This window comes from Chromobacterium sp. CCUG 30098, from assembly GCF_059916605.1.
The window spans coordinates 3,160-26,840 of sequence record NZ_JAUCGS010000007.1 but is presented as its reverse complement, the minus strand read 5'-3'; the positions used below and the strand labels follow the sequence as shown (position 1 = coordinate 26,840).

Annotated in this window: 22 protein-coding genes and 1 tRNA gene; 20 read left to right on the top strand and 3 right to left on the bottom strand. The window is 62.8% G+C overall.

Annotated features, from left to right (window positions below; genetic code table 11):
• Positions 1-107: 107 nt before the first annotated feature.
• Entirely contained in the window at positions 108-815 is a 708-nt protein-coding gene (locus QUG03_RS16050; protein WP_235087353.1) for a peptidoglycan DD-metalloendopeptidase family protein, read from the bottom strand.
• 119 nt (positions 816-934) lie between these two features.
• Between QUG03_RS16050 and QUG03_RS16045 the strand changes: the two genes are divergently transcribed.
• The 3 genes from QUG03_RS16045 (at position 935) to tdh (ending at position 4,129) form a co-directional block, all read left to right on the top strand.
• Positions 935-1,657 (top strand): substrate-binding periplasmic protein, encoded by a 723-nt coding sequence (locus tag QUG03_RS16045; protein ID WP_500820390.1) that lies wholly within the window; start codon positions 935-937, stop codon positions 1,655-1,657.
• A gap of 197 nt (positions 1,658-1,854) precedes the next feature.
• A complete protein-coding gene (locus QUG03_RS16040; protein ID WP_107798551.1) occupies positions 1,855-3,054 on the top strand; it encodes a glycine C-acetyltransferase in 1,200 nt (399 codons plus the stop codon).
• Positions 3,055-3,103: 49 nt separating this feature from the next.
• Entirely contained in the window at positions 3,104-4,129 is a 1,026-nt protein-coding gene (tdh, locus tag QUG03_RS16035; protein WP_107798552.1) for an L-threonine 3-dehydrogenase, read from the top strand.
• Positions 4,130-4,397: 268 nt separating this feature from the next.
• On the opposite strand, the gene QUG03_RS16030 is transcribed toward tdh, so the two are convergent.
• Positions 4,398-5,195, bottom strand: coding sequence for an SPOR domain-containing protein (locus tag QUG03_RS16030; RefSeq protein ID WP_500820389.1), 798 nt, complete (start codon positions 5,193-5,195; stop codon positions 4,398-4,400).
• Positions 5,196-5,332: 137 nt separating this feature from the next.
• Between QUG03_RS16030 and ndk the strand changes: the two genes are divergently transcribed.
• The 17 genes from ndk (at position 5,333) to QUG03_RS15945 (ending at position 23,399) form a co-directional block, all read left to right on the top strand.
• Entirely contained in the window at positions 5,333-5,758 is a 426-nt protein-coding gene (gene ndk, locus QUG03_RS16025) for a nucleoside-diphosphate kinase (protein WP_107798554.1), read from the top strand.
• A gap of 101 nt (positions 5,759-5,859) precedes the next feature.
• Positions 5,860-6,954 (top strand): dual-specificity RNA methyltransferase RlmN, encoded by a 1,095-nt coding sequence (gene rlmN / locus QUG03_RS16020; RefSeq protein WP_019104100.1) that lies wholly within the window; start codon positions 5,860-5,862, stop codon positions 6,952-6,954.
• Positions 6,951-7,694 (top strand): type IV pilus biogenesis/stability protein PilW, encoded by a 744-nt coding sequence (pilW, locus tag QUG03_RS16015; protein WP_227104368.1) that lies wholly within the window; start codon positions 6,951-6,953, stop codon positions 7,692-7,694. The genes rlmN and pilW overlap by 4 nt, the downstream gene beginning before the upstream one ends.
• A gap of 2 nt (positions 7,695-7,696) precedes the next feature.
• The gene (locus QUG03_RS16010; protein WP_500820388.1) at positions 7,697-8,629 is read left to right on the top strand and encodes a RodZ domain-containing protein; all 933 of its coding nucleotides are present in this window, start codon (positions 7,697-7,699) and stop codon (positions 8,627-8,629) included.
• 13 nt (positions 8,630-8,642) lie between these two features.
• A complete protein-coding gene (ispG, locus tag QUG03_RS16005) occupies positions 8,643-9,926 on the top strand; it encodes a flavodoxin-dependent (E)-4-hydroxy-3-methylbut-2-enyl-diphosphate synthase (protein ID WP_107798556.1) in 1,284 nt (427 codons plus the stop codon).
• 56 nt (positions 9,927-9,982) lie between these two features.
• Positions 9,983-11,254 carry a histidine--tRNA ligase gene (gene hisS, locus QUG03_RS16000; protein WP_107798557.1) on the top strand — a complete coding sequence of 424 codons (1,272 nt, stop codon included), beginning with the start codon at positions 9,983-9,985 and terminating at the stop codon, positions 11,252-11,254.
• Between the two features lie 14 nt (positions 11,255-11,268).
• Complete coding sequence (locus tag QUG03_RS15995; protein ID WP_107798558.1) at positions 11,269-11,898, top strand: YfgM family protein; 630 nt, start codon at positions 11,269-11,271, stop codon at positions 11,896-11,898.
• A 4-nt stretch (positions 11,899-11,902) separates the two neighbouring features.
• Entirely contained in the window at positions 11,903-13,042 is a 1,140-nt protein-coding gene (bamB, locus tag QUG03_RS15990) for an outer membrane protein assembly factor BamB (protein ID WP_227104359.1), read from the top strand.
• 13 nt (positions 13,043-13,055) lie between these two features.
• Positions 13,056-14,483: a ribosome biogenesis GTPase Der gene (gene der / locus QUG03_RS15985; protein WP_107798560.1), complete on the top strand. Its 1,428-nt coding sequence runs from the start codon at positions 13,056-13,058 to the stop codon at positions 14,481-14,483.
• Between the two features lie 89 nt (positions 14,484-14,572).
• Positions 14,573-14,830 (top strand): RNA chaperone Hfq, encoded by a 258-nt coding sequence (hfq, locus tag QUG03_RS15980; RefSeq protein ID WP_039756760.1) that lies wholly within the window; start codon positions 14,573-14,575, stop codon positions 14,828-14,830.
• A gap of 97 nt (positions 14,831-14,927) precedes the next feature.
• Complete coding sequence (gene hflX, locus QUG03_RS15975; protein ID WP_500820387.1) at positions 14,928-16,058, top strand: ribosome rescue GTPase HflX; 1,131 nt, start codon at positions 14,928-14,930, stop codon at positions 16,056-16,058.
• Positions 16,045-17,259 carry an FtsH protease activity modulator HflK gene (gene hflK / locus QUG03_RS15970; RefSeq protein ID WP_227104357.1) on the top strand — a complete coding sequence of 405 codons (1,215 nt, stop codon included), beginning with the start codon at positions 16,045-16,047 and terminating at the stop codon, positions 17,257-17,259. The genes hflX and hflK overlap by 14 nt, the downstream gene beginning before the upstream one ends.
• A gap of 3 nt (positions 17,260-17,262) precedes the next feature.
• Positions 17,263-18,144 carry a protease modulator HflC gene (hflC, locus tag QUG03_RS15965; protein WP_081547400.1) on the top strand — a complete coding sequence of 294 codons (882 nt, stop codon included), beginning with the start codon at positions 17,263-17,265 and terminating at the stop codon, positions 18,142-18,144.
• Between the two features lie 126 nt (positions 18,145-18,270).
• On the top strand, positions 18,271-19,422 hold the full coding sequence (locus tag QUG03_RS15960; protein WP_253315651.1) for an ATP phosphoribosyltransferase regulatory subunit: 1,152 nt from the start codon (positions 18,271-18,273) through the stop codon (positions 19,420-19,422).
• 34 nt (positions 19,423-19,456) lie between these two features.
• Positions 19,457-20,752, top strand: coding sequence for an adenylosuccinate synthase (locus QUG03_RS15955; protein ID WP_107798564.1), 1,296 nt, complete (start codon positions 19,457-19,459; stop codon positions 20,750-20,752).
• A 101-nt stretch (positions 20,753-20,853) separates the two neighbouring features.
• Positions 20,854-21,903, top strand: a complete 1,050-nt coding sequence (locus tag QUG03_RS15950) for an oxidoreductase (RefSeq protein ID WP_227104354.1) — start codon at positions 20,854-20,856, stop codon at positions 21,901-21,903.
• A gap of 104 nt (positions 21,904-22,007) precedes the next feature.
• Positions 22,008-23,399, top strand: coding sequence for an MFS transporter (locus QUG03_RS15945; RefSeq protein WP_500820386.1), 1,392 nt, complete (start codon positions 22,008-22,010; stop codon positions 23,397-23,399).
• Positions 23,400-23,451: 52 nt separating this feature from the next.
• Here QUG03_RS15945 and QUG03_RS15940 read toward each other — a convergent pair.
• Positions 23,452-23,538: transfer RNA gene (locus tag QUG03_RS15940), tRNA-Leu, on the bottom strand.
• Between the last annotated feature and the right edge of the window lie 143 nt (positions 23,539-23,681).

Genomic DNA, 23,681 nt, shown 5'->3' with positions numbered 1-23,681 from the left:
CCGCGCAGTGGAAACCGTGCTGTCCGGGCGATAGGTTGCGCATCAGATAAGGAATGTATTTTGCGCGTACGCCGCCGGCGCTGACAAGCGCTCCGCCGCCGTGCGGCTCAGTCCGTCAGATAGGGCAGGGGATCGACCGCCGAAGAGCGGACGCGCAGTTCAAAGTGCAGCTTGACCCGGGTGGTGCCGGAACTGCCCATGGTGGCGATGGTGTCGCCGGCCTTGACCGCTTGCCCTTCCTTGACCAGCAAGGACTGATTGTGAGCATAGACGGTGAGGTGGGCATTGTCATGCTGGATGATCAATAGATTGCCGTAACTGCGGATGCCTTTGCCGGAGTAGGTGACCTTGCCGCCGGCCGCCGCGCGGATGGGGGCGCCCGCCTCGCCGGCGATGTCTATGCCCTTGCTGCCCTGGCCGTTGAACTTGGCGATGACGGGGCCCTTGGCCGGCCAGATCAGCTTGATATTGGCCGTCGGCCGAGGCGCGGGCTTGCTGGGCTCGGAGGCGGAAGGCTTGGCCGCGGGCCGGCTGGGCTGCGGACGGCCGGGCTTGGCGGAGGCTTGCGCGGAGCCGCCGGGGGGCGATACGCGCAGCAATTGCCCTGCATTGATGCTGCCCGGGTCTTTCAGCCCGTTCCAGCGCACCAGGTTCGCCACGCTGACCCGGTGGTTCTGGGCAATGCGAAACAGGGTGTCTCCCGGTTTGACGCGGTAAAAGCCGGCGGACTCCACCGCGGCGGGTTGCGAGGTGCTGGCGCAGGCGGCAAGCAGCAGGGACAGGGAGCTGGAAATAAGGCGGACGCGCAAGGACATGGCGCCGATTTTAGCATCGCAGCCCGCGGCTGCGCGGTTTCTGTGCGCAAACGCCGGCGGCTGGACTAAAAATCATGTTAAGGACTGTGACGGGCATGGGCATCGGGCGGAGGTGCGGGATGAAACTGGGGTGGGCGATAAGCGGCTTGTGGTGCATGGCGGCGTTGGCGGCGGAGCCGTCGACGCTCTCCGTCTACAGCGTGGAGTATCCGCCGCTGGTGTTGAAAGGAGAGGGCGGCAAATTGAGCGGCATCGCCGCGGAGGCGGTGGCCCAGGCGCTGCAATTGGCCGGCTTGAGTGTGCGCATGCCGGAGATCCCCTGGAAGCGCGCCCAAATGCAGGTGCAGCAAGACGCGGACAGTTGTCTGACGCCTTTTACCCGCTCCCCGGAGAGAGAGAAAATGTATCGCTGGGTGGGGCTGGTGATGGAAAGCAAGCAATCCTTGTTCATCAATACGCATCATCCCGTGGTCTTGAACTCGCTGGACGACGCCAAGGGCAAGCGCGTCGTGGTGCTGCTGGGCTCCTCGTTGGCGGAGTATCTGAAAAAAAACAATATAGGGTATTCGGTCAGACCTACGCCGGAGGAGGCCGAGCGCGAACTGGCGGCGGGCGTGGCGGACATCTGGGCGGTGCATGACGTGGTGGCCAACTACACCATCAAACAGGTGGGCACGCCGACGGACAGCATCCGCGAGGCCTTGCAGGTGCAAACCACCAGCATTTATCTGGCCTGCAGTCCGAAAATGTCGGATGCGACCGCGCTGAGGCTGAGCAGGGCGTTTCAGCAATTGCGCGAAAGCGGGAAGCTGGAAAAAATCATCGCCAAATATTTGAAGTGACGATAGTTGTCGTGCGGTATTTTATGGTGACAGTGTTGGTTCGTATTAATTTATCAAGGTTACAGTATCTTGGAAAAACGCATTGAACTGTCACTGATGGCTGTGAAATGGCTGGGCTAGAATGGTGCCAGTTTTGAGTCGCCGCGGATCCGGCGGCGCAATGGTGATTCTTTTGTCATCCCTGGACAAGGACAGTCATGAACCGAACCTACTTAGCCCACCTAGAAGCCACGCTGGCGCAGATTCGCGCCGACGGTTTTGAAAAGCCCGAGCGCGTGATCGCCACGCCGCAGCGCGCGGACATCGCCTTGAGCAACGGCAGCAATGTGCTGAATTTCTGCGCCAACAACTACCTGGGCCTGGCCGACGACCCGCGCCTGATCGAGGCGGCGAAGAAGGGCATGGACGACTTCGGCTACGGCTGCGCCTCGGTCCGCTTCATCTGCGGCACCCAGCAAGTGCACAAGGACCTGGAGCAGGCGATTTCCGGCTTTCTGGGCACCGACGACACCATTCTGTATTCCAGCTGCTTCGACGCCAACGGCGGCGTGTTCGAAACCCTGCTGGGCGAAGAAGACGCGGTGATTTCCGATGAGCTCAATCACGCGTCCATCATCGACGGCGTGCGCCTGTCCAAGGCCAAGCGCTTCCGTTACAAGAACAACGACATGGCCGATCTGGAGGCGCAGCTGGTCGCCGCCGAGCAGGCCGGCGCGCGCTTCAAGCTGATCGTCACCGACGGCGTGTTCTCCATGGACGGCATCATCGCCGATCTGAAAACCCTGTGCGAAGTGGCCGAACGCCACGGCGCGCTGGTGATGGTGGACGATTCCCACGCCGTCGGCTTCATCGGCGACAGCGGCGCCGGCACGCCGGAGCTGTGCGGCGTGGCCGATCGCATCGACATCTACACCGGCACCCTGGGCAAGGCCCTGGGCGGCGCGTCCGGCGGCTATGTGTCCGGCCGCAAAGCCGTCATCGATCTGCTGCGTCAGCGTTCGCGTCCGTATCTGTTCTCCAACACCCTGGCTCCGGCCATCGCCGCCGCCAGCCTGGAAGTGCTGAACATCCTCAAGGGCGGGGAAGGCGCGGAGCTCCGCGCCAAGGTGCGCCGCAACGCCGAAGTGTTCCGCCAGGAAATGAGCGCGGCCGGCTTCACCCTGGTGCCGGGCCAGCATCCCATCGTGCCGGTGATGCTGGGCGATGCGCGGCTGGCGGGCGAGATGGCGGCCAAGCTGTTGGAAGAGGGCGTGTACGTGATCGGCTTCTCCTTCCCGGTGGTGCCCAAGGGCAAGGCGCGCATCCGCACCCAGATGTCGGCGCGCCACAGCGAAGAACAGGTTAGGCTGGCGGTGGCGGCTTTCATCAAAGTGGGCCGCGAGCTCGGCGTGATCTGAGGCGTAGCGCCGCGCGCCCAAGAGGGCGCCGCGGCGGATAGGAACAGCAATGAAAGCATTATCCAAACTGAAGGCCGAGCGCGGCCTGTGGATGACCGATGTGGCCAAGCCGGAAATCGGCCACAACGATCTATTGATCCGTATTCGCAAGACCGCGATCTGCGGAACGGACATTCATATCTGGAACTGGGACGACTGGGCGCAAAAAACCATCCCGGTGCCGATGCACGTCGGCCATGAATACGTCGGCGTGATCGAGGACATCGGCTCGGAAGTGCAGGGCTTCAGCATTGGCCAGCGCGTGTCGGGCGAAGGACACATCACCTGTGGCCATTGCCGCAACTGTCGCGCCGGCCGCCGCCACCTGTGCCGCAACACCTTCGGCGTGGGCGTCAATCGCGAGGGCGCGTTCGCCGAGTATCTGGTGATTCCGGCCTTCAACGCCTTCCCGATTCCGGACGACATTTCCGACGATCTGGCGTCCATCTTCGACCCCTTCGGCAATGCGGTGCACACCGCGCTCAGCTTCAATCTGGTGGGCGAGGACGTGTTGATCACCGGCGCGGGTCCGATCGGCATCATGGCGGTGGCGATTGCGCGCCATGTCGGCGCGCGCCACGTGGTGATCACCGACGTCAACGAATACCGCTTGGAACTGGCGCGCAAAATGGGCGCGACCCGCGCGGTGAACGTGGCCAAGCAGGACCTCAAGCAAGTGATGGCCGAATTGCACATGAGCGAGGGCTTCGACGTCGGCCTGGAAATGTCCGGCAATCCGCAGGCCTTCCGTCAGATGCTGGACACCATGAACCACGGCGGCAAAGTGGCCTTGCTGGGGATTCCCCCGGCCGACACCGCCATCGACTGGAACCACGTCATCTTCAAGGGCCTGGAAATCAAGGGCATCTACGGCCGCGAAATGTTCGAGACCTGGTACAAGATGGTGGCCCTGATCCAGTCCGGTCTGGACATCACCCCCATCATCACCCACCACTTCCCGGTGGCGGAGTTCCAGCAGGGCTTTGACGCCATGTTGTCCGGCCAGAGCGGCAAGGTGATTCTGGACTGGAGTTGACGGCCGGAAAGGACTGGACGCATCAACCCTCTTCGCCGGCGAAGAGGGTTTTTCACATGGGACGCGGCTTGAGCCTGCTTTGAGATTGTTTGAGTCTTGAGGGGCGGGCGGCGAGAATGCGCTGACAAAAGGGATGGGGCGGAGGGCCGCTGGCCGGTCTTCGCGGCTTGGGCCGCGCCGCGCGCGGCGGTGCGTTCTGTTCCGATTGTTTGAGTGAGTTCAGAGCTTGCCCTCTCCGCATTGCGGAGAGGGCTTTTTTTATTTCGTCTTATTGTCCGGCGGGCGCCAGCAAGGGCGCATAACCCAGGCCGCGCAACTTCTCCATGGTTTCGTCGGCTTCGGCGCGGCTCTTGAACGGGCCGACCTGCACGCGGGTGACGGTGTGGGCCGGGATGCCGTGCTGTTTCAGCTCCTTCACCAGCTTTTCGGCGTTGCCGATGCTGGAGAACAGGCCCAGCTGGACTTGATAACCGATGGAGCTGCCGGCCGGCTTGGCCTTGACAGGGGCTTCCTTGACCGGCGCGACGGGCTTGTCCGCCGCGATGGCGGCGGCGGGCGGGGCGGCTTTGACGGCTTCGGCCGGCGCGGCTTTGGCGGCTGCCGTCTGCGGCGGAGCCGCTGCGGCGCTTGGCGCGGGAGGCGCTTTCGCCGCCGCGCGCTCGTGCGCCGGCGTCGGCGCGGCGGCATGGACCGGCGGGCGGTTGTTGACCACGGCCGGAGTCTTGTCCAGGTCCGGGCTGGCCGGGCTGGCTACGCTGGGCGCTTGCGGCGCGCCGGCGGGCTCCGTCGCGGGCGCGCTGCTTTCCGCCGTCGGCGCGCTGGCGGGCGCGGGCGCCGGCGGCGCTTCAGCTGGAGCGGAGGCGGGCTTGATGATCTTGCCGGAACTGGGGCTCTGGCTGCTGGCGGTCATTTCCACCTTGGGTTTGTTGAAACTGTCGGTCAGCGGAATGGCGGCCAGCGCCACGGCGACCAGGCCGCCGGCGATCAGCAAACGCTTTTTCAGTTTGCTGTTGAGTTCGGCCTCGCCGCCGGTCTTGTCGGGGTCTTGTTGATTTTGTTCGCGCATGGTCCGTGAGACTTGAGAAATGTGCAGCACATGGTTGAAAACACTGCTAAAATATCGGGTTCGTCAAAATTGGGTAACCCGAGTGGCTGCATAATACTCAAGTTTAGCCACTTGTCTTGATGTTTGGGAGAATTTATATGGCAATTGAACGCACCTTGTCCATCGTTAAGCCGGACGCCGTTGGTAAAAACGTCATCGGCAAAATCTACGATCGTTTCGAATCCGCCGGCCTGAAAATCGTGGCCGCCAAGATGAAGCAACTGTCCCGCGCCGAAGCCGAAGGCTTCTACGCCGTGCACAAAGAACGTCCGTTCTTCAAGGACCTGGTTGACTTCATGGTGTCCGGCCCGGTGATGATCCAGGCGCTGGAAGGCGAGAACGCCGTGCTGAAAAACCGCGAACTGATGGGCGCGACCGATCCGAAGAAGGCTGAAGCCGGCACCATCCGCGCCGATTTCGCCGACTCCATCGACGCCAACGCCGTTCATGGTTCCGACAGCGCGGAAAACGCCGCGATCGAAGTGGCTTATTTCTTTGCTGCATCCGAGATCAGCGCCCGCTAATCTCTAAAGAGTACTCCGTTGTTTGCGGAGCCCGTCGTCATGGACGGGCTCCGTCTAAAAGGCGGTCGTCCACACCGCCTTTGCTTTATCCCGAGGAATGCATGAAAACCAACCTGCTCGACTTCAATCTGGACCAGCTGACCCGGCATTTCGCCGAAATGGGCGAGAAACCGTTTCGCGCCAAGCAAGTGATGCGCTGGATGCACCAGATGGCGGAAGCCGACTTCGACGCGATGACCGATCTGGCCAAGAGCCTGCGCGCCAAGCTGCATGAGCGCGCCGAAGTGAAGGTCCCCTCGCTGATGACCGGGCAGGCGTCCAGTGATGGCACCCGCAAGTGGCTGCTCGACGTAGGCACCGGCAACGGCGTCGAAACCGTCTTCATCCCCGAGGATGAACGCGGCACCTTGTGCGTGTCATCCCAGGTAGGCTGTGCGCTGGAGTGCACTTTCTGCTCCACCGGCCGCCAAGGCTTCAACCGCAATCTGTCCACCGCGGAAATCATCGGTCAGCTGTGGTGGGCCAACAAGGCGATGGGCGTCACGCCCAAGAACGAACGAGTGGTGTCCAATGTGGTGATGATGGGCATGGGCGAGCCGCTGGCCAACTTCGACAATGTGGTCAGCGCGATGCAGATCATGCTGGACGACCATGGCTACGGCCTGTCCCGCAGACGCGTGACCCTGTCCACTTCCGGCCTGGTGCCGCAGATGGACAGATTGCGCGAAGAATGCCCGGTGGCGCTGGCGGTGTCGCTGCACGCGCCCAATGACGCCATTCGCGACGTGATTGTGCCTATAAACAAGAAATACCCGCTGGCGCAGCTGATGGCGGCCTGTCAGCGCTATCTGGAAAAGGCGCCGCGCGACTTCATCACTTTCGAGTACGTGATGCTTGACGGTGTCAACGATAGGCCGGAACATGCTCGCCAACTGCTGGAACTGGTGCGGGACGTGCCGTGCAAGTTCAATCTGATACCGTTCAATCCATTCCCGAACTCGGGTTACGAGCGTTCCAGCAATAATGCGATTCGAGCGTTCCGCGAAATTCTGCAGGAGCGCGGTTACGTGGTGACGGTGCGGAAAACGCGCGGCGACGACATCGACGCCGCCTGTGGCCAGCTGGCCGGCCAGGTGATGGACAAAACCCGCCGTCAAGCCAAATGGATGCAGCTCGTAGAGGACAATAAGCAATGACGATACGGCAAATGGGGTTGATGGCCTGCTTATGGATGGCTGTGAGTTCAACCGCATTTGCCGCCGATCCCGAAACGTCGCGCGAGCTGGCGACGATACGCAGCCAGCTGGCGATCGAATACGCCAAGATCGGCAACTACAAAGTGGCGCTGGAAACGGCGGATCTGGCCGTCGCCGCGGACCCGGCCTATGTCCCGGCCTATGTGTCCCGCGCCTATGTTTTGACCCAGCTGCGCGAAGAAGGGCCCGCCGAAGCCAATTACCGCAAAGCCCTGCAACTGGATCCAAACAACCCGGAAGCGAACAATAATTACGGTTTGTTTCTGTGCGACCGAAACCGGCTGCAGGATTCTTTGTCCTATTTTCAGAAAGCGCTGGCCAACCCGCTGTATGATTCGCCTCAGACGGCTTATTTGAACCTGGGGCATTGCAGCGCCAAGGCCGGCAATCAAGAGCAGGCCAATGATTACTTGCTGGCGGCGCTGCGCGCCGCGCCCAATTTCGCGCCCGCGTTGCGGGAATTAGCACAGTTGCATCTTGGGCTGGGTAATGCCAAATTGGCTGCTTTCTATTTCGAACGGATGGGAAAGGGCGCGGCGCTGCAAGCCGACGACCTGTGGCTTGGCGTGCAGATCGGGCGCAAAAGCGGCAACAGGGCGTTGGAGAGCGAATGTTCCGTCGCGCTCAAGAACCGCTATCCGGATTCCAAAGAAACACAACTGCTGTTGAGTGGAAGCTGAGGATGGAGCAACAATTCGAACAACAGGGACAACCGACGGGTTCCAGCGTCGGCGCCCGGCTGAAAGCCGCCCGAGAGGCGGCAGGCATGGGCTTGGGGGAAGTCGCGGATAGGCTGAAACTGTCGATGCGGCAGCTGGAGGCGATAGAACGCGACGATTTCACAATCTTGCCGGGCGCGACCTTCGTGCGCGGCTTTGTCCGTAATTACGCCCGCTTTTTGCAGATTGACCCCGAACCGTTGATGCATGCGCTGGACAGGCAGTTTCCTTCCGCGGTCAACGACGTGGCCAATCTGGTGCGCGACGGCGCGCACGAGGCGCCCGGGCATTCCGGCGAGACGCCTGCGTCGGACGAGGGCGGATCTTCCGGCAAATGGATCGTAGGCTTGCTGGCGGTGGCGGCGCTGGGCGGCGGCGTGGCGTGGCTGGCCAGCAGCCGTGGCGGCGAAGGCCGGGCGGCCGCGGACGCGTCCGCAGCCATGGCGACCGAACTGTCTTCGGCGCCGACGGGCGAGGCTTCCGTTCCCGCCGCCTTCGTCGCGGAGACGCCCGCCTCGGCGCCGGCTGTCACTCCTGCGCCCGCTCCGGCCTCCGCGCCGCAGCCGGTCAAGGCGGCGAGCGTGGCCAGCGCCCCGGTCCTGTCTGCGCCGCCGCTCGCCAAACCGCAGGCCAGCGCCGCCGTGGCGGCGGCGGCCAGCGGCAAGCTGGTGTTGACGGTCAAGGAGGCGGAAGCCTGGGTGTCGGTGGTGGACGCCACCGGCAAGAAGCTGGTGTTCCAGACCTTGCAGCCGGGCAGCACCCAGGAAGCGGTCGGCACGCCGCCGTTCAAACTGGTGATCGGCAACGCCTCGCAAGTGGCGGTGAATTTCAATGGCCAAGCGGTGGACCTCACGGACAAGATCCGCGGCACCACGGCAAAGCTGGAACTCAAGTAATTCAAGGTAGCGAATGGATAGCGTGAACATCGCGCGACGCCCCACCCTGCAGGCTAGGGTGGGGCATGTCATTGTAGGATCGGACGCTCCGGTGGTGGTGCAGTCCATGACCAACACCGACACCGCGGACGCGGCGGCCACGGTGCGGCAAGTGCTGGAGCTGGCGGAAGCCGGCTCGGAGCTGGTGCGCATCACCGTCAACTCGCCGGAGGCGGCGGCCAAGGTGGCGGAAATCCGCCAACGGCTGGACGATGCCGGCTGTGCCGTTCCCTTGGTCGGCGATTTCCATTTCAACGGCGATCGCCTGCTGAAGGAATATCCCGATTGCGCGCGCGCGCTGGCCAAATACCGGATCAATCCGGGCAATGTGGGCAAGGGCGCCAAGGGCGACGACAAATTCGCCTTCATGATCCGCACCGCCATCGAATACGGCAAGCCGGTGCGCATCGGCGTCAACTGGGGCAGCCTGGATCAGGCTTTGCTGGCCAGGATGATGGACGCCAACAACCGCGTCGCCCAGCCGCTGCCCTTGGAGCGGCTGATGCGCGAAGCCTTGATCGTGTCCGCGCTGGAGTCCGCCGACAAGGCGATGGAACTGGGGCTGCCGGCCGAGCAGATCCTGCTGTCCTGCAAAGTCAGCAATGTGCAGGACCTGATCACCGTGTACCGCGATCTGGGCAGCCGCTGCGATTTCCCGCTGCACCTGGGCCTGACCGAGGCCGGCATGGGCTCCAAGGGCATCGTCGCCTCCAGCGCCGCGTTGGCGATCTTGCTGCAGCAAGGCATAGGCGACACCATCCGCATCTCGCTGACGCCGCAGCCGGGCGAGGCGCGCACCAAGGAAGTGGTGGTGGCGCAGGAGTTGCTGCAGACCATGGGCCTGCGCAGCTTTACCCCGCTGGTGACCGCTTGTCCGGGCTGCGGCCGCACCACCAGCACCTTCTTCCAGGAGCTGGCGGATCAGATTCAGACGTATCTGCGCACGCAGATGCCGGTATGGCGTTTGCAATACCCGGGCGTGGAAGACATGAAGGTGGCGGTGATGGGCTGCGTGGTCAACGGCCCGGGGGAGAGCAAGCTGGCCGATATCGGCATCTCGCTGCCCGGCACCGGCGAAGTGCCGGTGGCGCCGGTTTACGTCGACGGTCAAAAGGATGTTACCCTCAAGGGCGACAACATCGCCTCCGAGTTCACGGCCTTGGTTGATCGCTATGTGCAAAGCCGTTACGGCGAAGGCGGCGCCAAGCGCCGCGAGGGCGGGAGCCGCACCATTCCGATTCGTCCGGTAGGCGTTTGAGCGCGTTTGGCGCAATGACCGGGCACTGATTCAAGCGATACACAAGAAAACAAGCAATGGCTCAAAAATATCAAGCGGTCAAAGGCATGAATGACGTGCTGCCGGCCGAGTCCTATCAGTGGGAGTTCTTTGAAGGCAAGCTGCGCGAACTGCTGGCCGACTACGGCTATCAGAATATCCGCACCCCCATCGTCGAAACCACGCCGCTGTTCGTCCGCGCCATCGGCGAAGTCACCGACGTGGTGGAGAAGGAGATGTACACCTTCATCGACAGCCTGAACGGCGACAGCCTGACGCTGCGGCCCGAAGGCACCGCCGGCACCCTGCGCGCGGTGGTCGAGCACAACCTTCTGTACAATGCCACCCAGAAACTGTGGTACATGGGGCCGATGTTCCGCCATGAGCGTCCGCAGAAGGGCCGTTATCGTCAGTTCCACCAGATGGGCGTGGAAGCGCTGGGCTTCGCCGGTCCGGATATCGACGCCGAAATCATCGCGATGACTGCCGATCTGTGGCGTCGCCTGGGCCTGTCCCAGTATGTGCGCCTGGAAATCAATTCTCTGGGCAACCAGGAAGAACGCGCCGCGCACCGTCAGGCGCTGATCGCCTATCTGGAACGGCATGTGGACATCCTGGACGAAGACGGCAAGCGCCGGATGTACAGCAATCCGCTGCGGGTGCTGGACACCAAGAACCCGGCGCTGCAGCAGATGGCCGACGAAGCGCCCAAGCTGTCCGACTACCTGGGCGAGGCGTCCCGCGCGCATTACGAAGGCTGGAAGGCGATGATCCGCGAGCTGGGCGTCGACTTCGTGGAGAATCCGCGTCTGGTGCGCGGGCTCGACTACTACAACCAGTCGGTGTTCGAATGGGTGACCAGCGAGCTGGGCGCCCAAGGCACGATTTGCGCCGGCGGCCGCTATGACGGCCTGATCGAGCAACTGGGCGGCAAGCCCGCGGCCGGCATCGGCTTCGGCATGGGCCTGGAGCGCGTGGTGCTGCTATTGCAGGACAAGCAGCTCTTGCCGGCGCAACGCAGCGTCGACGTCTACCTGGTGAACCAGGGCGAGGGCGCGGGGCTGTACGCGATGAAGCTGGCGCAGACTTTGCGCGCCGCCGGTCTGTCGGTGGTGCAGCACTTGGGCGAAGGCAGCTTCAAGTCGCAAATGAAAAAAGCCGACGGCTGCGGCGCGCAGTTCGCCGTCATCGTCGGCGAAGATGAAATAAAAACGGGTCAGGCGGTGATCAAGGCGCTGCGCGCCGAGATGGACCAACACACTGTGGCGGCGGAAGCGGTGGCCGCCACGCTGATCTCACTGAAAGCTTAAGGGAGAGGGGCGCAATGGCGTTCGACTTGCAGGAACAGGAACAGATTGATTCGATCAAGGCCTTCTGGCAGCAGTGGGGCAAGCTGATCGCCGGCGTGCTGGCGGCGTCCGCCATTGCCTATCTGGGCTTCAAAGGCTACCGCTATTACCAGGAGCAGCAGGCGCAGAAAGCCGCGGCCGCTTACGAGAACATCGACGCGGCGGTGGCGTCCAAGGACATCGCCAAGCTGAAGTCCGCGGTGACGCTGTTGCAGAACGACTTCGGCTCTTCGGCCTACGCCACCCGCGGTTCGCTGATTCTGGCCAAGGCCGCCTTCGACAAGAACGAGCTCGCGCTGGCCAAGAGCCAGCTGGAATGGGTGTTGGCCAATAGCAAGGACGAATCGGTAAGCGCCATCGCCCGACTGCGTCTGGCCTCCCTGTTGCTGGACCAGAAAACCTACGATGCGGCGATCGCCGAACTGAACAAGGCGCATCCGGCCGGCTTCGACGCGCTGTTCCTGGATTTGAAGGGCGACGTGCTGGTCGCCAAGGGCGACGCCGCCGCCGCGCGCGACGCCTATAAATCCGCTTTGGCCAAACTGGTGGGCGATTCCCCGAATCGCCAGTTCATCCAGACCAAACTCGACGCGCTGGGAGGCTGATCGCATGCGCCGCCAATTGTTGCTGACCGCTGTGCTGTCCTCCTCCTTGCTGGCCGGCTGCGCCAGCTGGTTTGAAAGCAATACCCAGTTCAAGCCCACCCCGCTCGTCGCGATCAAGCCCTTGCAAGGGCTGGAGGTCAAATGGACGGCGGGACAGGCCGCGCCGGCCGCCGGCTTCCTGCCGGTCTACGCCAACGGCCTGGTGGTGAGCGCCGACGCCGACGGCCGCGTGCGCAGCATCGACGCCCTCAGCGGCCGCGTCAGCGCGGACGTGGATCTGAAGCGCAAGCTGAGCGCCGGCGTCGCCGTGGCCGGCGACATGGTGCTGGTGGGCACCCAGGACGCCAAGTTGCTGGCGGTGGAACGCGCCAGCGGCAAAGTGCTGTGGCAGCAGCCGCTGACCAGCCTGATGCTGGAGGCGCCGCAAGTGGCCGGCGATATGGTGCTGGTGCGCACCAACGACGCGCGCCTGACCGGCTTTTCCCTGAGCGAAGGCGGCAAGCAGCTGTGGTCCAGCGGCAATGTGCTGCCGCAGCTGACTGTGCGCAACAACGGCTCGATGCAGGCGGTGGGCAAGGAGGCGGTGATGGTGGGGCAGGCCGGTGGCCGCCTGGACATCGTCAACCCGCAAACCGGCAACGCTTTGTGGCAGGGCGCGGTGGCCAACCCTCGCGGCGCCACCGAACTGGAACGGATGACCGACGTGACTTCGCGGCCGGTCTTCGACGCCGGTCAGGTGTGTGCGGTCGCCTATCAGGGGCGCGTGGCCTGCTTCGAAGCGCGTTCCGGCAATCTGTTGTGGGCGCGCGAAATCTCGTCCAGCCGCGGCCTAGCCGTGGACGGCCGCAATGTCTACGTCAGCGCGGAAGACGGTTCGGTCTGGGCGTTTGATCGCGGCACCGGCCGCAATATTTGGAAAACCGACGACCTGAAATATCGGGACGTCACCGGCCCCGCTCTGTTGGGCCGCTTTGTGCTGGTGGGAGATGGCGAAGGTTACGCCCATCTGCTATCCAATGAGAGCGGCAGCATCGTGGGCCGAGTCAAGGTCGGGCCCGCCCTGACCAATCAACCGGTGTCGCTGGGTTCGTCCGCCTTGATGCAAGGCAAGGACGGCCGTCTGGCGATGCTGACTTTGGGATAATAAAGCAGTACTCATGAAACCTACCGTAGCTCTGGTCGGCCGCCCCAATGTGGGCAAGTCGACCTTATTCAACCGGCTGACCCGCAGCCGCGACGCCCTGGTCGCCGACCAGCCCGGCCTGACGCGCGATCGCCACTATGGCCATGGCCGCGTGGGCGAAAAGCCGTATCTTGTGGTCGATACCGGCGGTTTCGAGCCGGTGGTGGACGAAGGCATTCTATTCGAAATGGCCAAGCAGACGCTGCAGGCCGTGGACGAAGCCGATGCCGTGGTGTTCCTGGTGGACGGCCGCAACGGCCTGACGCCGCAAGACAAAATCATCGCCAACCGTCTGCGCCAGCTGCAGCGTCCGGTCTTCCTCGCCGTCAACAAGGCGGAAGGCATGCGGCACGCCATCGCCGGTGCCGAGTTCCACGAACTCGCGCTGGGCGAGCCGCTGGTGATCTCCGCCGCCCATGGCGACGGCGTGCGCGAATTGATGGAACTGGTGCTGGCGGACTTCCCGGAAGAAGTGGAAGAAGAAGCCTCGCGCCATCCCAAGTTCGCGGTGATCGGCCGGCCCAACGTCGGCAAGTCCACCCTGGTCAACGCCATCCTGGGCGAGGAGCGCGTCATCGCCTTCGACCAGGCCGGCACCACTCGCGACAGCATATATATTGATTTTGAGCGAGATGGCCATACCTACACCATCATTGACACCGCGGGCGTGCGTCGCCGGGCCAAGGTCAGCGAGATGCTTGAGAAGTTCTCGGTGATCAAGACCATGAAGGCGATCGAAGACGCCAACGTGGCGGTGCTGGTGCTGGACGCTCAACTGGACATTTCCGAGCAAGACGCCACCATCGCGGGTTTCGCGTTGGAAGCGGGCCGGGCGCTGGTGGTGGCGGTGAACAAGTGGGACAACCTGGACGGGGAGCAAAAGGAAACGGTGCGCCGCGAGATCGCGCGCAAGCTGAACTTCCTGGATTTTGCAAAGTTCCATTACATCTCCGCCATTGAAGGCCGCGGCGTGGCAGACTTGTTCAAGTCCATCGACGAGGCCTACCGGGCGGCCATGGCCAAGTTGGCCACGCCCAAGCTGACCCGGGTGCTGCAAGTGGCGCTGGAGCGCCAGCAGCCGCCGCGCTCCGGTTTGATCCGCCCGAAAATGCGCTATGCGCACCAAGGCGGCCAGAACCCGCCCATCATCGTGGTGCACGGCAATGCGCTGGATGCGGTGCCGAACAGCTATACCCGCTATCTGGAACATACCTTCCGGAAAGTGTTCAAGCTGCAGGGCACGCCGCTGCGCGTACAGTACAAGTCTTCGGAGAATCCGTTCGACACCGACGACGGCAAGGAGAAGTCCCGAGCCAAGCCCAAGCCGATGTCCAAGATGCGCGGACGCGAAAAAGAAGTGCGTTACGGCAAGAGCGGCAAGGGCAGCAGCAGTAAAAAATAGTACGCCGGGATGTTTTCTGCTAATAATAAGCAGACAACCGGGCTGTAAGGTTCAGTTAATACAACAATCAACGATTCGGAGAATAACGAATGAGCTCTAAAGGGCAAATGTTACAAGACCCGTTCCTGAACATCCTGCGTAAGGAACATGTGCCGGTGTCCATCTACCTGGTCAACGGTATTAAACTTCAGGGTCAGGTAGAATCCTTTGACCAGTACGTGGTGCTGTTGAAAAACACGGTGACTCAGATGGTGTACAAACACGCCATTTCCACCGTCGTGCCCGCCCGTCCGGTCAATCTTCCCCATGAACACCCGGTGCAAAAGCAGGAGCAGCAAGACGCCTAAAGCGTTGCTGTGCTTGTGACCGGGCCGATCGGCCGCGCCAAACCGGCGCGGCTTGTCGGCCTTTTATCTTTTGCGCCCCAACTATGGTTTCCGAATAGTGTTTGATCGTCCCGACTTAGGCGACCAGGCGGTTCTGGTCTGCCTGGATTTTGGAGATGCCGATTACCAGGAAAACATCGCCGAGTGCGCCGAGCTGGTCAAGAGCGCCGGCGTAGAGGTGATGGGCGTGGTGCAGGGCAAGCGGCAGCGCCCGGACGCCGCGCTGTTCGCGGGCAAGGGCAAGGTCGAGGAAATCGGCCTGCTGGTGCGCGCCACCGATGCCAATGTAGTGATATTCAACCATGCTTTGGCGCCTGGCCAGGAGCGTAATCTGGAGCGGGCGCTGCAGTGTCGCGTCATCGACCGCAACAGCCTGATCCTGGACATCTTCGCCCAGCGCGCGCGCAGTCACGAAGGCAAGCTGCAAGTCGAACTGGCCCAGCTGTCGCATATGTCCACCCGCCTGGTGCGGGGCTGGACCCACTTGGAGCGCCAGAAGGGCGGCATAGGCTTGCGCGGCCCCGGCGAAACCCAGCTCGAAACCGACCGCCGGCTGCTCGGCATCCGCGTCAAGGCGCTGAAAGAGCGGCTGGCCCAGGTGCAAAAGCAGCGCAATACGCAGCGCAAGGGGCGCGGCCGGGCCGGCATCGCCTCGGTGTCCATCGTCGGTTACACCAACGCGGGCAAGTCCACCTTGTTCAATGCGCTGACCAAGGCGCGCATCTACGCGGCGGACCAATTGTTCGCCACGCTGGACACTACCAGCCGCAAGCTGTTCCTCAATCACCAGACATCCATCGTGATTTCGGATACTGTGGGCTTTATCCGCGATCTGCCGCACACCCTGGTGGCGGCGTTCCGCGCCACACTGGAGGAAACCGTGCGCGCGGATCTCCTGCTGCACGTGGTGGATGGCTCCAGCGATATGCGCGATGTGCAGATCGAGGAGGTCAACAAGGTGTTGGCCGAGATCGGCGCGGACGGCATTCCGCAGCTGCTGGTCTGGAACAAATGCGATCTGCGCGAGATGGAGCCGGAGATCGAGCGCGACGCGGCGGGCCTTCCTGTTTCGGTGCGGGTTTCGGCCCTGACCGGGGCCGGCCTGGAACTCTTGCGCGCGGCGATTGCCGAATGCGTGCATCCTTCCCAAAACAACCATAAAGACTATTACGAGCATGTCGCAGAATGACCCTAACCGAGGCCGCCGAGGCAATGAAGGGCCGCCGGACCTCGATGAAGTATTCCGCAACCTAAATCAGAAGCTGTCGCGGCTGCTGGGCGCCAAAGGCAGCGGCGCCGGCGGCAGTCCCGCGTCCGGCGTCAAACCGCCGTTCAAGGGCGGCGCCATCGCCGTGGTGGGCGTATTGGCGGCCTTGTGGCTGGCCAGCGGTTTCTACGTGGTGGACGCGCGCGAGCAAGGCGTGGTGCTGCGCCTGGGCAGCTTCAACCGGGTGACCGAGCCGGGCCTGCAATGGCACGCGCCGTTCCCGATTGAAAAGGTGGAGATCGTCAACCTGACCGAAGTGCGCAGCGTGGAAGTGGGCTACCGCAACACCGCCCAGACGCGAGTGGCGGAAGAGTCGCTGATGCTGACTTCGGACCAGAACATCATCGACGTCCAATTGTCGGTGCAATACGACATCAAGGACGCGCGCGCCTTCCTGTTCAATAACGCCTCGCGCGAGCGGGACGCCAAGGACATCGTCAAGCAGGCGACCGAAACCGCGATTCGCGAAGTGGTGGGCCGCAACAAGGTCGACTTCGTGTTGAACGAAGGGCGGACGCAGATCGCGGTGGAAACCCAGAAACTGATTCAGGAAGTGCTGGATCGTTATTCGCTGGGCGTGCGCATCGCCAAGGTCAACATCAACGCGGTGCAGCCGCCCGAGCAAGTGCTGGCGGCCTTCGACGACGCGGTGAAGGCCGGTCAGGACAAGGACAAGCTGCGCAACGAAGGCCTGGCTTACGCCAACGAGGTGCTGCCCAAGGCCCAGGGTCTGGCCGCGCGCCTGCAGCAGGAGGCCGAAGCCTACGAGCAGAAAGTCGTTTCCCGCGCGGAAGGCGACGCTTCGCGCTTCAAGCAAGTGTTGTCTGAATACAACAAAGCGCCCAAGGTCATGCGCGATCGTCTGTATCTGGACATGATGCAGCAGATCATGAGCAGCACCACCAAGGTGGTGGTGGACCAGAAGGGCGGCAACAATCTCTTGTACCTGCCTTTGGACAAGCTGATCCAGCAGAGCAATCCGGGCGCTTCCGGCGCGGCGGCGCCCGCCGCCAGCGCGGTTCCGCAGCAGACGGAGCCGGCTGCGCCGGCCGCTCAGGCCGGCAATGCCAAAGGGGGGCGGGACGTGACCCGCGGGCGTGATTTTTTTGGGGCGGAGCGATAAGCAATGGATAGACTGATTCCGACTGTAGTTGCCATAGCCGGTGTGCTATTTGTTGCCAGCCTGTCGCTGTTCACCGTGGATCAGCGCCAATACGCGCTGGTTTTCCAGTTTGGCGAAGTGGTGCGCATCATTAAGGAGCCGGGCATTCAGTTCAAGGTGCCGCTGCTGCAGAACGTGCGTTACTTCGACCGCCGCGTGCAGACCATCGACGCCGAGGCGCCGGAACTGTTCAACACCCGCGAGAAAAAGAACGTGTTGGTGGACAGCTTCGTCAAATGGCGCGTGGTGGACGTTGAGCAGTTTTACAAGAGCGTGGGTTCCGAGGCCGCCGCTGTGGCGCGTTTGAAACAGACCATCAATGACGGGTTGCGCGCGGAATTCGGCCAAAAGATGGTTGCCGACGTCATTTCCGGTAAGCGCGATCAGGTGATGGATACGGTTCGCAAGCGCGCGGACGCGGATGCGCGTAAAATAGGCGTACAAATTCTCGACGTGCGCTTAAAACGAGTCGATTTTCCGGATAAAATAAGCAGTTCGGTCTTCGATCGCATGCAGTCCGAGCGCCGCACCGTCGCCAGCCAGTTGCGCAGCGAGGGCGCCGCGGACGCGGAACGCATCCGCGCCGAAGCGGACAAGCAGCGCGAAGTGGTGCTGGCCGAAGCGTATCGTCAGGCTCAGGAGCTGAAGGGCAAGGGCGACGCGAAGGCGGCGGCGATTTACGCCGAGGCTTACGGCAAGAACCCGGACTTCTACGCTTTCTGGCGCAGCATGGACGCGTACAAGGAGTCGTTCAAGAACAAGAGCGACGTCCTGGTGCTGGAGCCGAGCAGCGAGTTCTTCAAGTACTTCAAGAACCCGCAGTCGGGAGCGGCCAAGGCCAAGTAAGCGGCCAAGGCTGGCGGAAGACGCCGCGCAAGACAATCGAGTATGGAACACTGGCCGGGGCGACCTGGCCAGTTTGCTGATAACAAGGCGGGACGCTTCCCGCCTTTTATTCTGTTGAAAAGAATCATGCGTAATTGGCTGTTACCGGAATACATCGCGGATATTCTGCCCGCCACCGCGCGCCAGGTGGAGTCCGCCAAGGCGGCGATGCTGGAAGGCTTTCGCGTGGCGGGCTACGAGTTGGTGCTGCCGCCGCTGATCGAGTACATCGATTCGCTGGTCAGCGAGGAAGACGCTTCGCTCGAGCTCAAGACCTTCAAGCTGGACGATCAGTTGTCCGGCCGGCAAATGGGCTTGCGCGCCGACATCACGCCCCAAGTGTCGCGCATAGACGCGCACTTGCTCGGCGAGCGCACCGGCGTGACCCGGCTATGCTACGCCGGCAGCGTGGTGCATACCCGGCCGGACGGCCTGGCCGGCTCCCGCGAGCCGCTGCAAGTTGGGGCGGAGCTGTACGGCTACGCCGGCATCGAGGCCGACCTGGAAATCATTGAGTTGATGCTGGGCGCCTTGGAGCGCGCCGGCGTGTCCGGTCTGCGGCTGGACATCGGCCATATGGCGATTTATCGCGGCATCGCTTCCGCCGCCGGTTTGTCGGCGGAGGCCAGCCGGGCGTTGTTCGCCAAGCTGCAGAGCAAGGACGTGGCCAGCATCCGCGAGTTGGTCCGCGATGTGGCCGAACCGTACCGCAGCGCTTTTCTGGCTTTGCCGGAGCTCTATGGTCCGATCGAGGAGCTGGACCGGGCGCGTTCCCGTCTGCCGTCCTTGCCCGAGGTGGAGCTGGGCCTGATGCAGCTGTCCGCTGTGGCCAAGGCGCTGGAGGGCAGGGTGGCCCTGAGCTTCGACCTGACCGAACTGCGCGGCACGCAGTATCACAACGGCCTGCTGTTCGCCGCCTATGCTGAGGGCTGGGCCGAAGAGCTGGCGCGCGGCGGCCGCTACGACAATGTGGGTCGTCGTTTCGGCCGCGCCCGGCCGGCCACCGGCTTCAGCCTGGATTTGCGCGACCTGATCCGCATCCTGCCGGAGCAAGGCTCGGTCAGGGGCATCCGCCTGGCCGCCAGGCACTGGCCGCAGGCGCGGGCTGAAGTGGCCCGTCTGCGCGCAGCGGGCGAAATGGTGGTGATTGATTATCTGGGCGAGTCCGCCCAGGCCTTGAATTGCGATCGCGAGCTGACTTCGGACGGCTCGGATTGGCATGTGGTTTCATTTAACTGATTTTTGAATCTGACTGAAGAAGAGGTTTTTTCCAATGTCCAAGAACGTTGTCGTGATCGGTACCCAGTGGGGTGATGAAGGCAAGGGCAAGATCGTTGACTGGCTGACCGACCACGCGCGTGCCGTGGTTCGCTTCCAGGGCGGCCACAACGCGGGCCACACTCTGGTGGTGGGCGGCAAGAAAACCGTGCTGCGCCTGATTCCGTCCGGCATTCTGCGTGACGATGTCGAGTGCTTCATCGGCAATGGCGTGGTGTTGTCTCCGGAAGCCTTGCTCAAAGAGATCGACGAGCTGGAAACTGCCGGCGTGAATGTCGCCGCCCGCCTGAAGATTTCCGAAGGCTGCCCGCTGATCCTGCCTTACCACGTCGCTCTGGACCAGGCGCGTGAAGCCGCCAAGGGCGCAGGCAAGATCGGCACCACCGGCCGCGGCATCGGCCCCTGCTATGAAGACAAGGTGGCGCGCCGCGCCTTGAAGGTGATCGACCTGTTCGATACCGCCCGCTTTGCCGAGAAGCTGAAGGAAAACGTCGAATACTACAACTTCATGCTGACCCAGCTGTTCCAGGCCGAGCCGGTGAGTTTCGACGTCATTCTGGCCGATACCCTGAAACTGGCCGAGCGCATCAAGCCCATGGTGGCCGATGTGTCCCGCACCCTGTACGACATGAACCAGGCGGGCATTCCGCTGCTGTTCGAAGGCGCGCAAGGCACGCTGCTGGACATCGACCACGGCACTTATCCGTACGTGACGTCGTCCAACTGCGTGGCCGGCGCCGCGGCGCCGGGCGCCGGCGTGGCTCCGCAAATGCTCAACTACGTGCTGGGCATCGTTAAGGGCTACACCACCCGCGTGGGCTCCGGTCCGTTCCCGACCGAGCAGGAAAACGAGATCGGCATGTTCCTGGCCAAGCGCGGCAACGAGTTCGGCTCGGTGACCGGCCGTCCGCGTCGCTGTGGCTGGTTCGACGCCGCCGCGCTCAAGCGCTCTATCCAGATCAACGGCGTGTCCGGTCTGTGCGTGACCAAGCTGGACGTGATGGACGGTCTGGAAGAGATCAAGCTGTGCGTGGGCTACACCCTGGACGGCGAGAAAGTGGACATCCTGCCGTTTGGTTCCGACGCGGTCAGCCAGTGCGTGCCGGTTTATGAAACCATGCCGGGCTGGACCGAAAGCACGTTCGGCGCCAAGCGCTGGGAAGACCTGCCGGCCAACGCTCAGGCTTATCTGACCCGCATCGCCGAAGTGTGCGGCGCGCCGGTGGACATTATCTCCACGGGTCCGGACCGCGAAGAAACCATCGTGATGCGTCATCCTTTCGGTCTGTAAGCCCGATTCGACCCATCGACGGAAACCCGCCTGCCAGGCGGGTTTTTTCATGCCCGCGGCGGGCGTAGACTGTTGGATTCTGGTTTCCGAAGGCAATATAAATGCAGCCATTGAATGTCGCCTTGGTGGGCTACGGCTACGCCGGCAAGACTTTTCACGCGCCCTTGATCGCCGCGGTGCCCGAGTTGCGGCTGGCGGCCGTGGTCAGCAGCCGGCCGGACGCGGTGCGGGCCGATTGGCCGCAAGTGCCGGTGTTGGCCGATTTGGAGCGGGCTCTGGCCGATCCGGCTATCGATATGCTCGTTATCGCCAGTCCCAACCAACTGCATTATCCGCAGGCACGCGCGAGCTTGACGGCCGGCAAGCACGTGGTGGTGGACAAGCCGTTCACGTTGACGCAGGCGGAGGCGAGGGAGTTGTGCCTGATGGCGGAGCGGCCGGGCGGCCCGCTGTTGTCGGTATTCCACAATCGGCGCTGGGACGCGGACTTTCTGGCGCTCAAGGCCTTGCTGGCCAGCGGCGAGTTGGGGCCGCTCAGCCATTTTGAGTCCCACTTCGATCGTTACCGGCCGCAGGTGCGCGCGCGCTGGCGCGAACAGGACCAGCCGGGCGCGGGGCTGTGGTACGACCTGGGGCCGCATCTGCTGGATCAGGTTCTGCAGTTGCTGGGCTGGCCGCAGACGATTTATGCGAGCTTGTCCAAACAAAGGGTCGGCGCGCAGGCGACGGATTACTTTCACGTTCAGCTGGGATATGGGGAGTGTCAGGCGGTCTTGCATGCCTCTTGCCTGGTTAGCGGCGGCGCTCCGCGCTTTAGTCTGCACGGCGGGCTCGCCAGCTACGTCAAGTTTGGTCTGGACGGCCAGGAGGAGTGCTTGAAGCGGGGCGGCCGCCCCGGCGAGGCGGGCTGGGGCGCGGACCTTGCGCCCGGCGTCTTGTACCGTCAGCGGGACGATGAAGCCCTCAGTGAAACTCGGCCGTCCCCTTCGGGCGATTATCGAGATTATTACCGGGCGGTGGCGCTTGCCGCGCGGGGCTTGGGCGCTAACCCGGTGACGGCGCGGGAGGCGTGTCAGGTGATGGCCTTGCTGGAGTTGGGGGAGAGGAGCGCGCGGGCGGGACGGCGTCTGTTTTGCCTGCCGGAGGCTTGAGCGAGTCCGCTTCACCTTTCGACATCATTTGCGCGGCCCGGGTCCGTCGTTCCGGCGGCGGCGGGTGCTACACTGCTGTTTCCATTTCCAGAAGTTTGATCGTCATGCAGCTCAAGCTTGCCGCCGGCATGGTGACCCCGTTGATCGTGGCCACCGCCTTGTTCATGGAGAACATGGATGCCACCGTGATTTCCACCTCTTTGCCGGAGATCGCGCGCGATCTATTGGTGGATCCAATTGGCTTGAAATTGGCGCTGACGTCTTATCTGGTCAGTCTGGCCGTGTTCATTCCTATCAGCGGTTGGATGGCGGACCGTTTCGGCTCGCGGCGTATTTTTCGCGCCGCCATCGCCGTTTTCGTCGCGGGTTCCGTATTGTGCGCGCTCAGCAATACATTGGGCGGCTTTGTGTTGGCGCGCTTTGTGCAGGGCATAGGCGGAGCGATGATGGTGCCGGTGGGGCGCTTGGTGATTCTGCGCACCACCGTGAAAGCGGACTTGGTGCGGGCGCTAAGCTATCTGACGGTGCCCGCCTTGCTGGGGCCGGTGATTGGACCGCCCTTGGGCGGTTTCATCAGCACCTATCTGCATTGGCGCTGGATATTCTTGATCAATATCCCGATCGGTGTGCTCGGCTGGGTGTTGGCAAGGCGTCATATCGAAGACTTGAAAGACGAACACGTGCCGCCGCTGGACTGGCTGGGCTTTGCCCTGAGCGGCGTGGGTCTGTCCTTGCTGATGCTTGGCCTGGCCTCCGAGGGCAAGCATTTGGTCTCGGCGCAATGGTCCGTCGTGCTGGCGGCGACAGGCGTGGGCTTGCTGTGGCTTTATCTGCTGCATTACCGTCGCACAGCTCATCCCTTGCTGGATTTGTCCTTGCTGCGGCTGTCGACTTTTCATGCCGGCGTGGTGGGAGGTTTCGTGTTCCGCGTCGGCATTGGCGCCACGCCTTTTTTGCTGCCGCTGATGCTGCAATTGGGTCTGGGCCTTAATCCCTTTGTCTCCGGCTTGTTGACCTGTTCCACTGCGGTGGGCGCCATCTTCATGAAGACCTTGGTGATGCGCATCTTGCGGCGCTACGGTTTTCGCCGGGTCTTGATGGCCAATAGCGTGCTCGCGGGTCTTTCCATCGCCGCGTACGCGTTGTTCTACGAGGCGCCGAGCTATGTCTGGATGTTGCTGGTCTTCGTGCTGGGCGGCTGTCTTCGCTCCTTGCAGTTCACCAGCCTGAACGCGATCTCTTTTGCCGAGGTCGAGCCGGCCGGTATGAGTCATGCCACCAGTCTTTCCGGGGTGGCGCAGCAACTGGCGGCGGGTTTGGGGGTGACGGTGGGGGCCTTCGTCGTGCAGGGGGTGAGTCTGTTGCAGGGACATGCGCGCTTGACCGTGGTCGACTTCGCATGGGCTTTCGCCATCATGGGCGCCTTGACCATGTTGTCCAGCCTGATGTTCGCCTCGCTGGATCCGCGCGCTGGCGAAGAGATGGCTTCGCGCTGAGAAGGGGAGGAAATGCAAAACCCCCGTTGATCATAAATCAACGGGGGTTTATTGGTGCCCAAGAGAAGACTCGAACTTCCACACCCTTGCGGGCGCTAGGACCTGAACCTAGTGCGTCTACCAATTCCGCCACCTGGGCATAAAACTTAAATTGTTTTGCTGCTCGACTACGATATAAACATCATCGGAGCCGTTGAAACTGTTGGTGCCCAAGAGAAGACTCGAACTTCCACACCCTTGCGGGCGCTAGGACCTGAACCTAGTGCGTCTACCAATTCCGCG

Coding starts and splice junctions, on each gene's coding strand:
- QUG03_RS16050 (WP_235087353.1), bottom strand. CDS start 815: ATGTCCTTGCGCGTCCGCCTTATTTCCAGCTCCCTGTCCCTGCTGCTT.
- QUG03_RS16045 (WP_500820390.1), top strand. CDS start 935: ATGAAACTGGGGTGGGCGATAAGCGGCTTGTGGTGCATGGCGGCGTTG.
- QUG03_RS16040 (WP_107798551.1), top strand. CDS start 1,855: ATGAACCGAACCTACTTAGCCCACCTAGAAGCCACGCTGGCGCAGATT.
- tdh (WP_107798552.1), top strand. CDS start 3,104: ATGAAAGCATTATCCAAACTGAAGGCCGAGCGCGGCCTGTGGATGACC.
- QUG03_RS16030 (WP_500820389.1), bottom strand. CDS start 5,195: ATGCGCGAACAAAATCAACAAGACCCCGACAAGACCGGCGGCGAGGCC.
- ndk (WP_107798554.1), top strand. CDS start 5,333: ATGGCAATTGAACGCACCTTGTCCATCGTTAAGCCGGACGCCGTTGGT.
- rlmN (WP_019104100.1), top strand. CDS start 5,860: ATGAAAACCAACCTGCTCGACTTCAATCTGGACCAGCTGACCCGGCAT.
- pilW (WP_227104368.1), top strand. CDS start 6,951: ATGACGATACGGCAAATGGGGTTGATGGCCTGCTTATGGATGGCTGTG.
- QUG03_RS16010 (WP_500820388.1), top strand. CDS start 7,697: ATGGAGCAACAATTCGAACAACAGGGACAACCGACGGGTTCCAGCGTC.
- ispG (WP_107798556.1), top strand. CDS start 8,643: ATGGATAGCGTGAACATCGCGCGACGCCCCACCCTGCAGGCTAGGGTG.
- hisS (WP_107798557.1), top strand. CDS start 9,983: ATGGCTCAAAAATATCAAGCGGTCAAAGGCATGAATGACGTGCTGCCG.
- QUG03_RS15995 (WP_107798558.1), top strand. CDS start 11,269: ATGGCGTTCGACTTGCAGGAACAGGAACAGATTGATTCGATCAAGGCC.
- bamB (WP_227104359.1), top strand. CDS start 11,903: ATGCGCCGCCAATTGTTGCTGACCGCTGTGCTGTCCTCCTCCTTGCTG.
- der (WP_107798560.1), top strand. CDS start 13,056: ATGAAACCTACCGTAGCTCTGGTCGGCCGCCCCAATGTGGGCAAGTCG.
- hfq (WP_039756760.1), top strand. CDS start 14,573: ATGAGCTCTAAAGGGCAAATGTTACAAGACCCGTTCCTGAACATCCTG.
- hflK (WP_227104357.1), top strand. CDS start 16,045: ATGTCGCAGAATGACCCTAACCGAGGCCGCCGAGGCAATGAAGGGCCG.
- hflC (WP_081547400.1), top strand. CDS start 17,263: ATGGATAGACTGATTCCGACTGTAGTTGCCATAGCCGGTGTGCTATTT.
- QUG03_RS15960 (WP_253315651.1), top strand. CDS start 18,271: ATGCGTAATTGGCTGTTACCGGAATACATCGCGGATATTCTGCCCGCC.
- QUG03_RS15955 (WP_107798564.1), top strand. CDS start 19,457: ATGTCCAAGAACGTTGTCGTGATCGGTACCCAGTGGGGTGATGAAGGC.
- QUG03_RS15950 (WP_227104354.1), top strand. CDS start 20,854: ATGCAGCCATTGAATGTCGCCTTGGTGGGCTACGGCTACGCCGGCAAG.
- QUG03_RS15945 (WP_500820386.1), top strand. CDS start 22,008: ATGCAGCTCAAGCTTGCCGCCGGCATGGTGACCCCGTTGATCGTGGCC.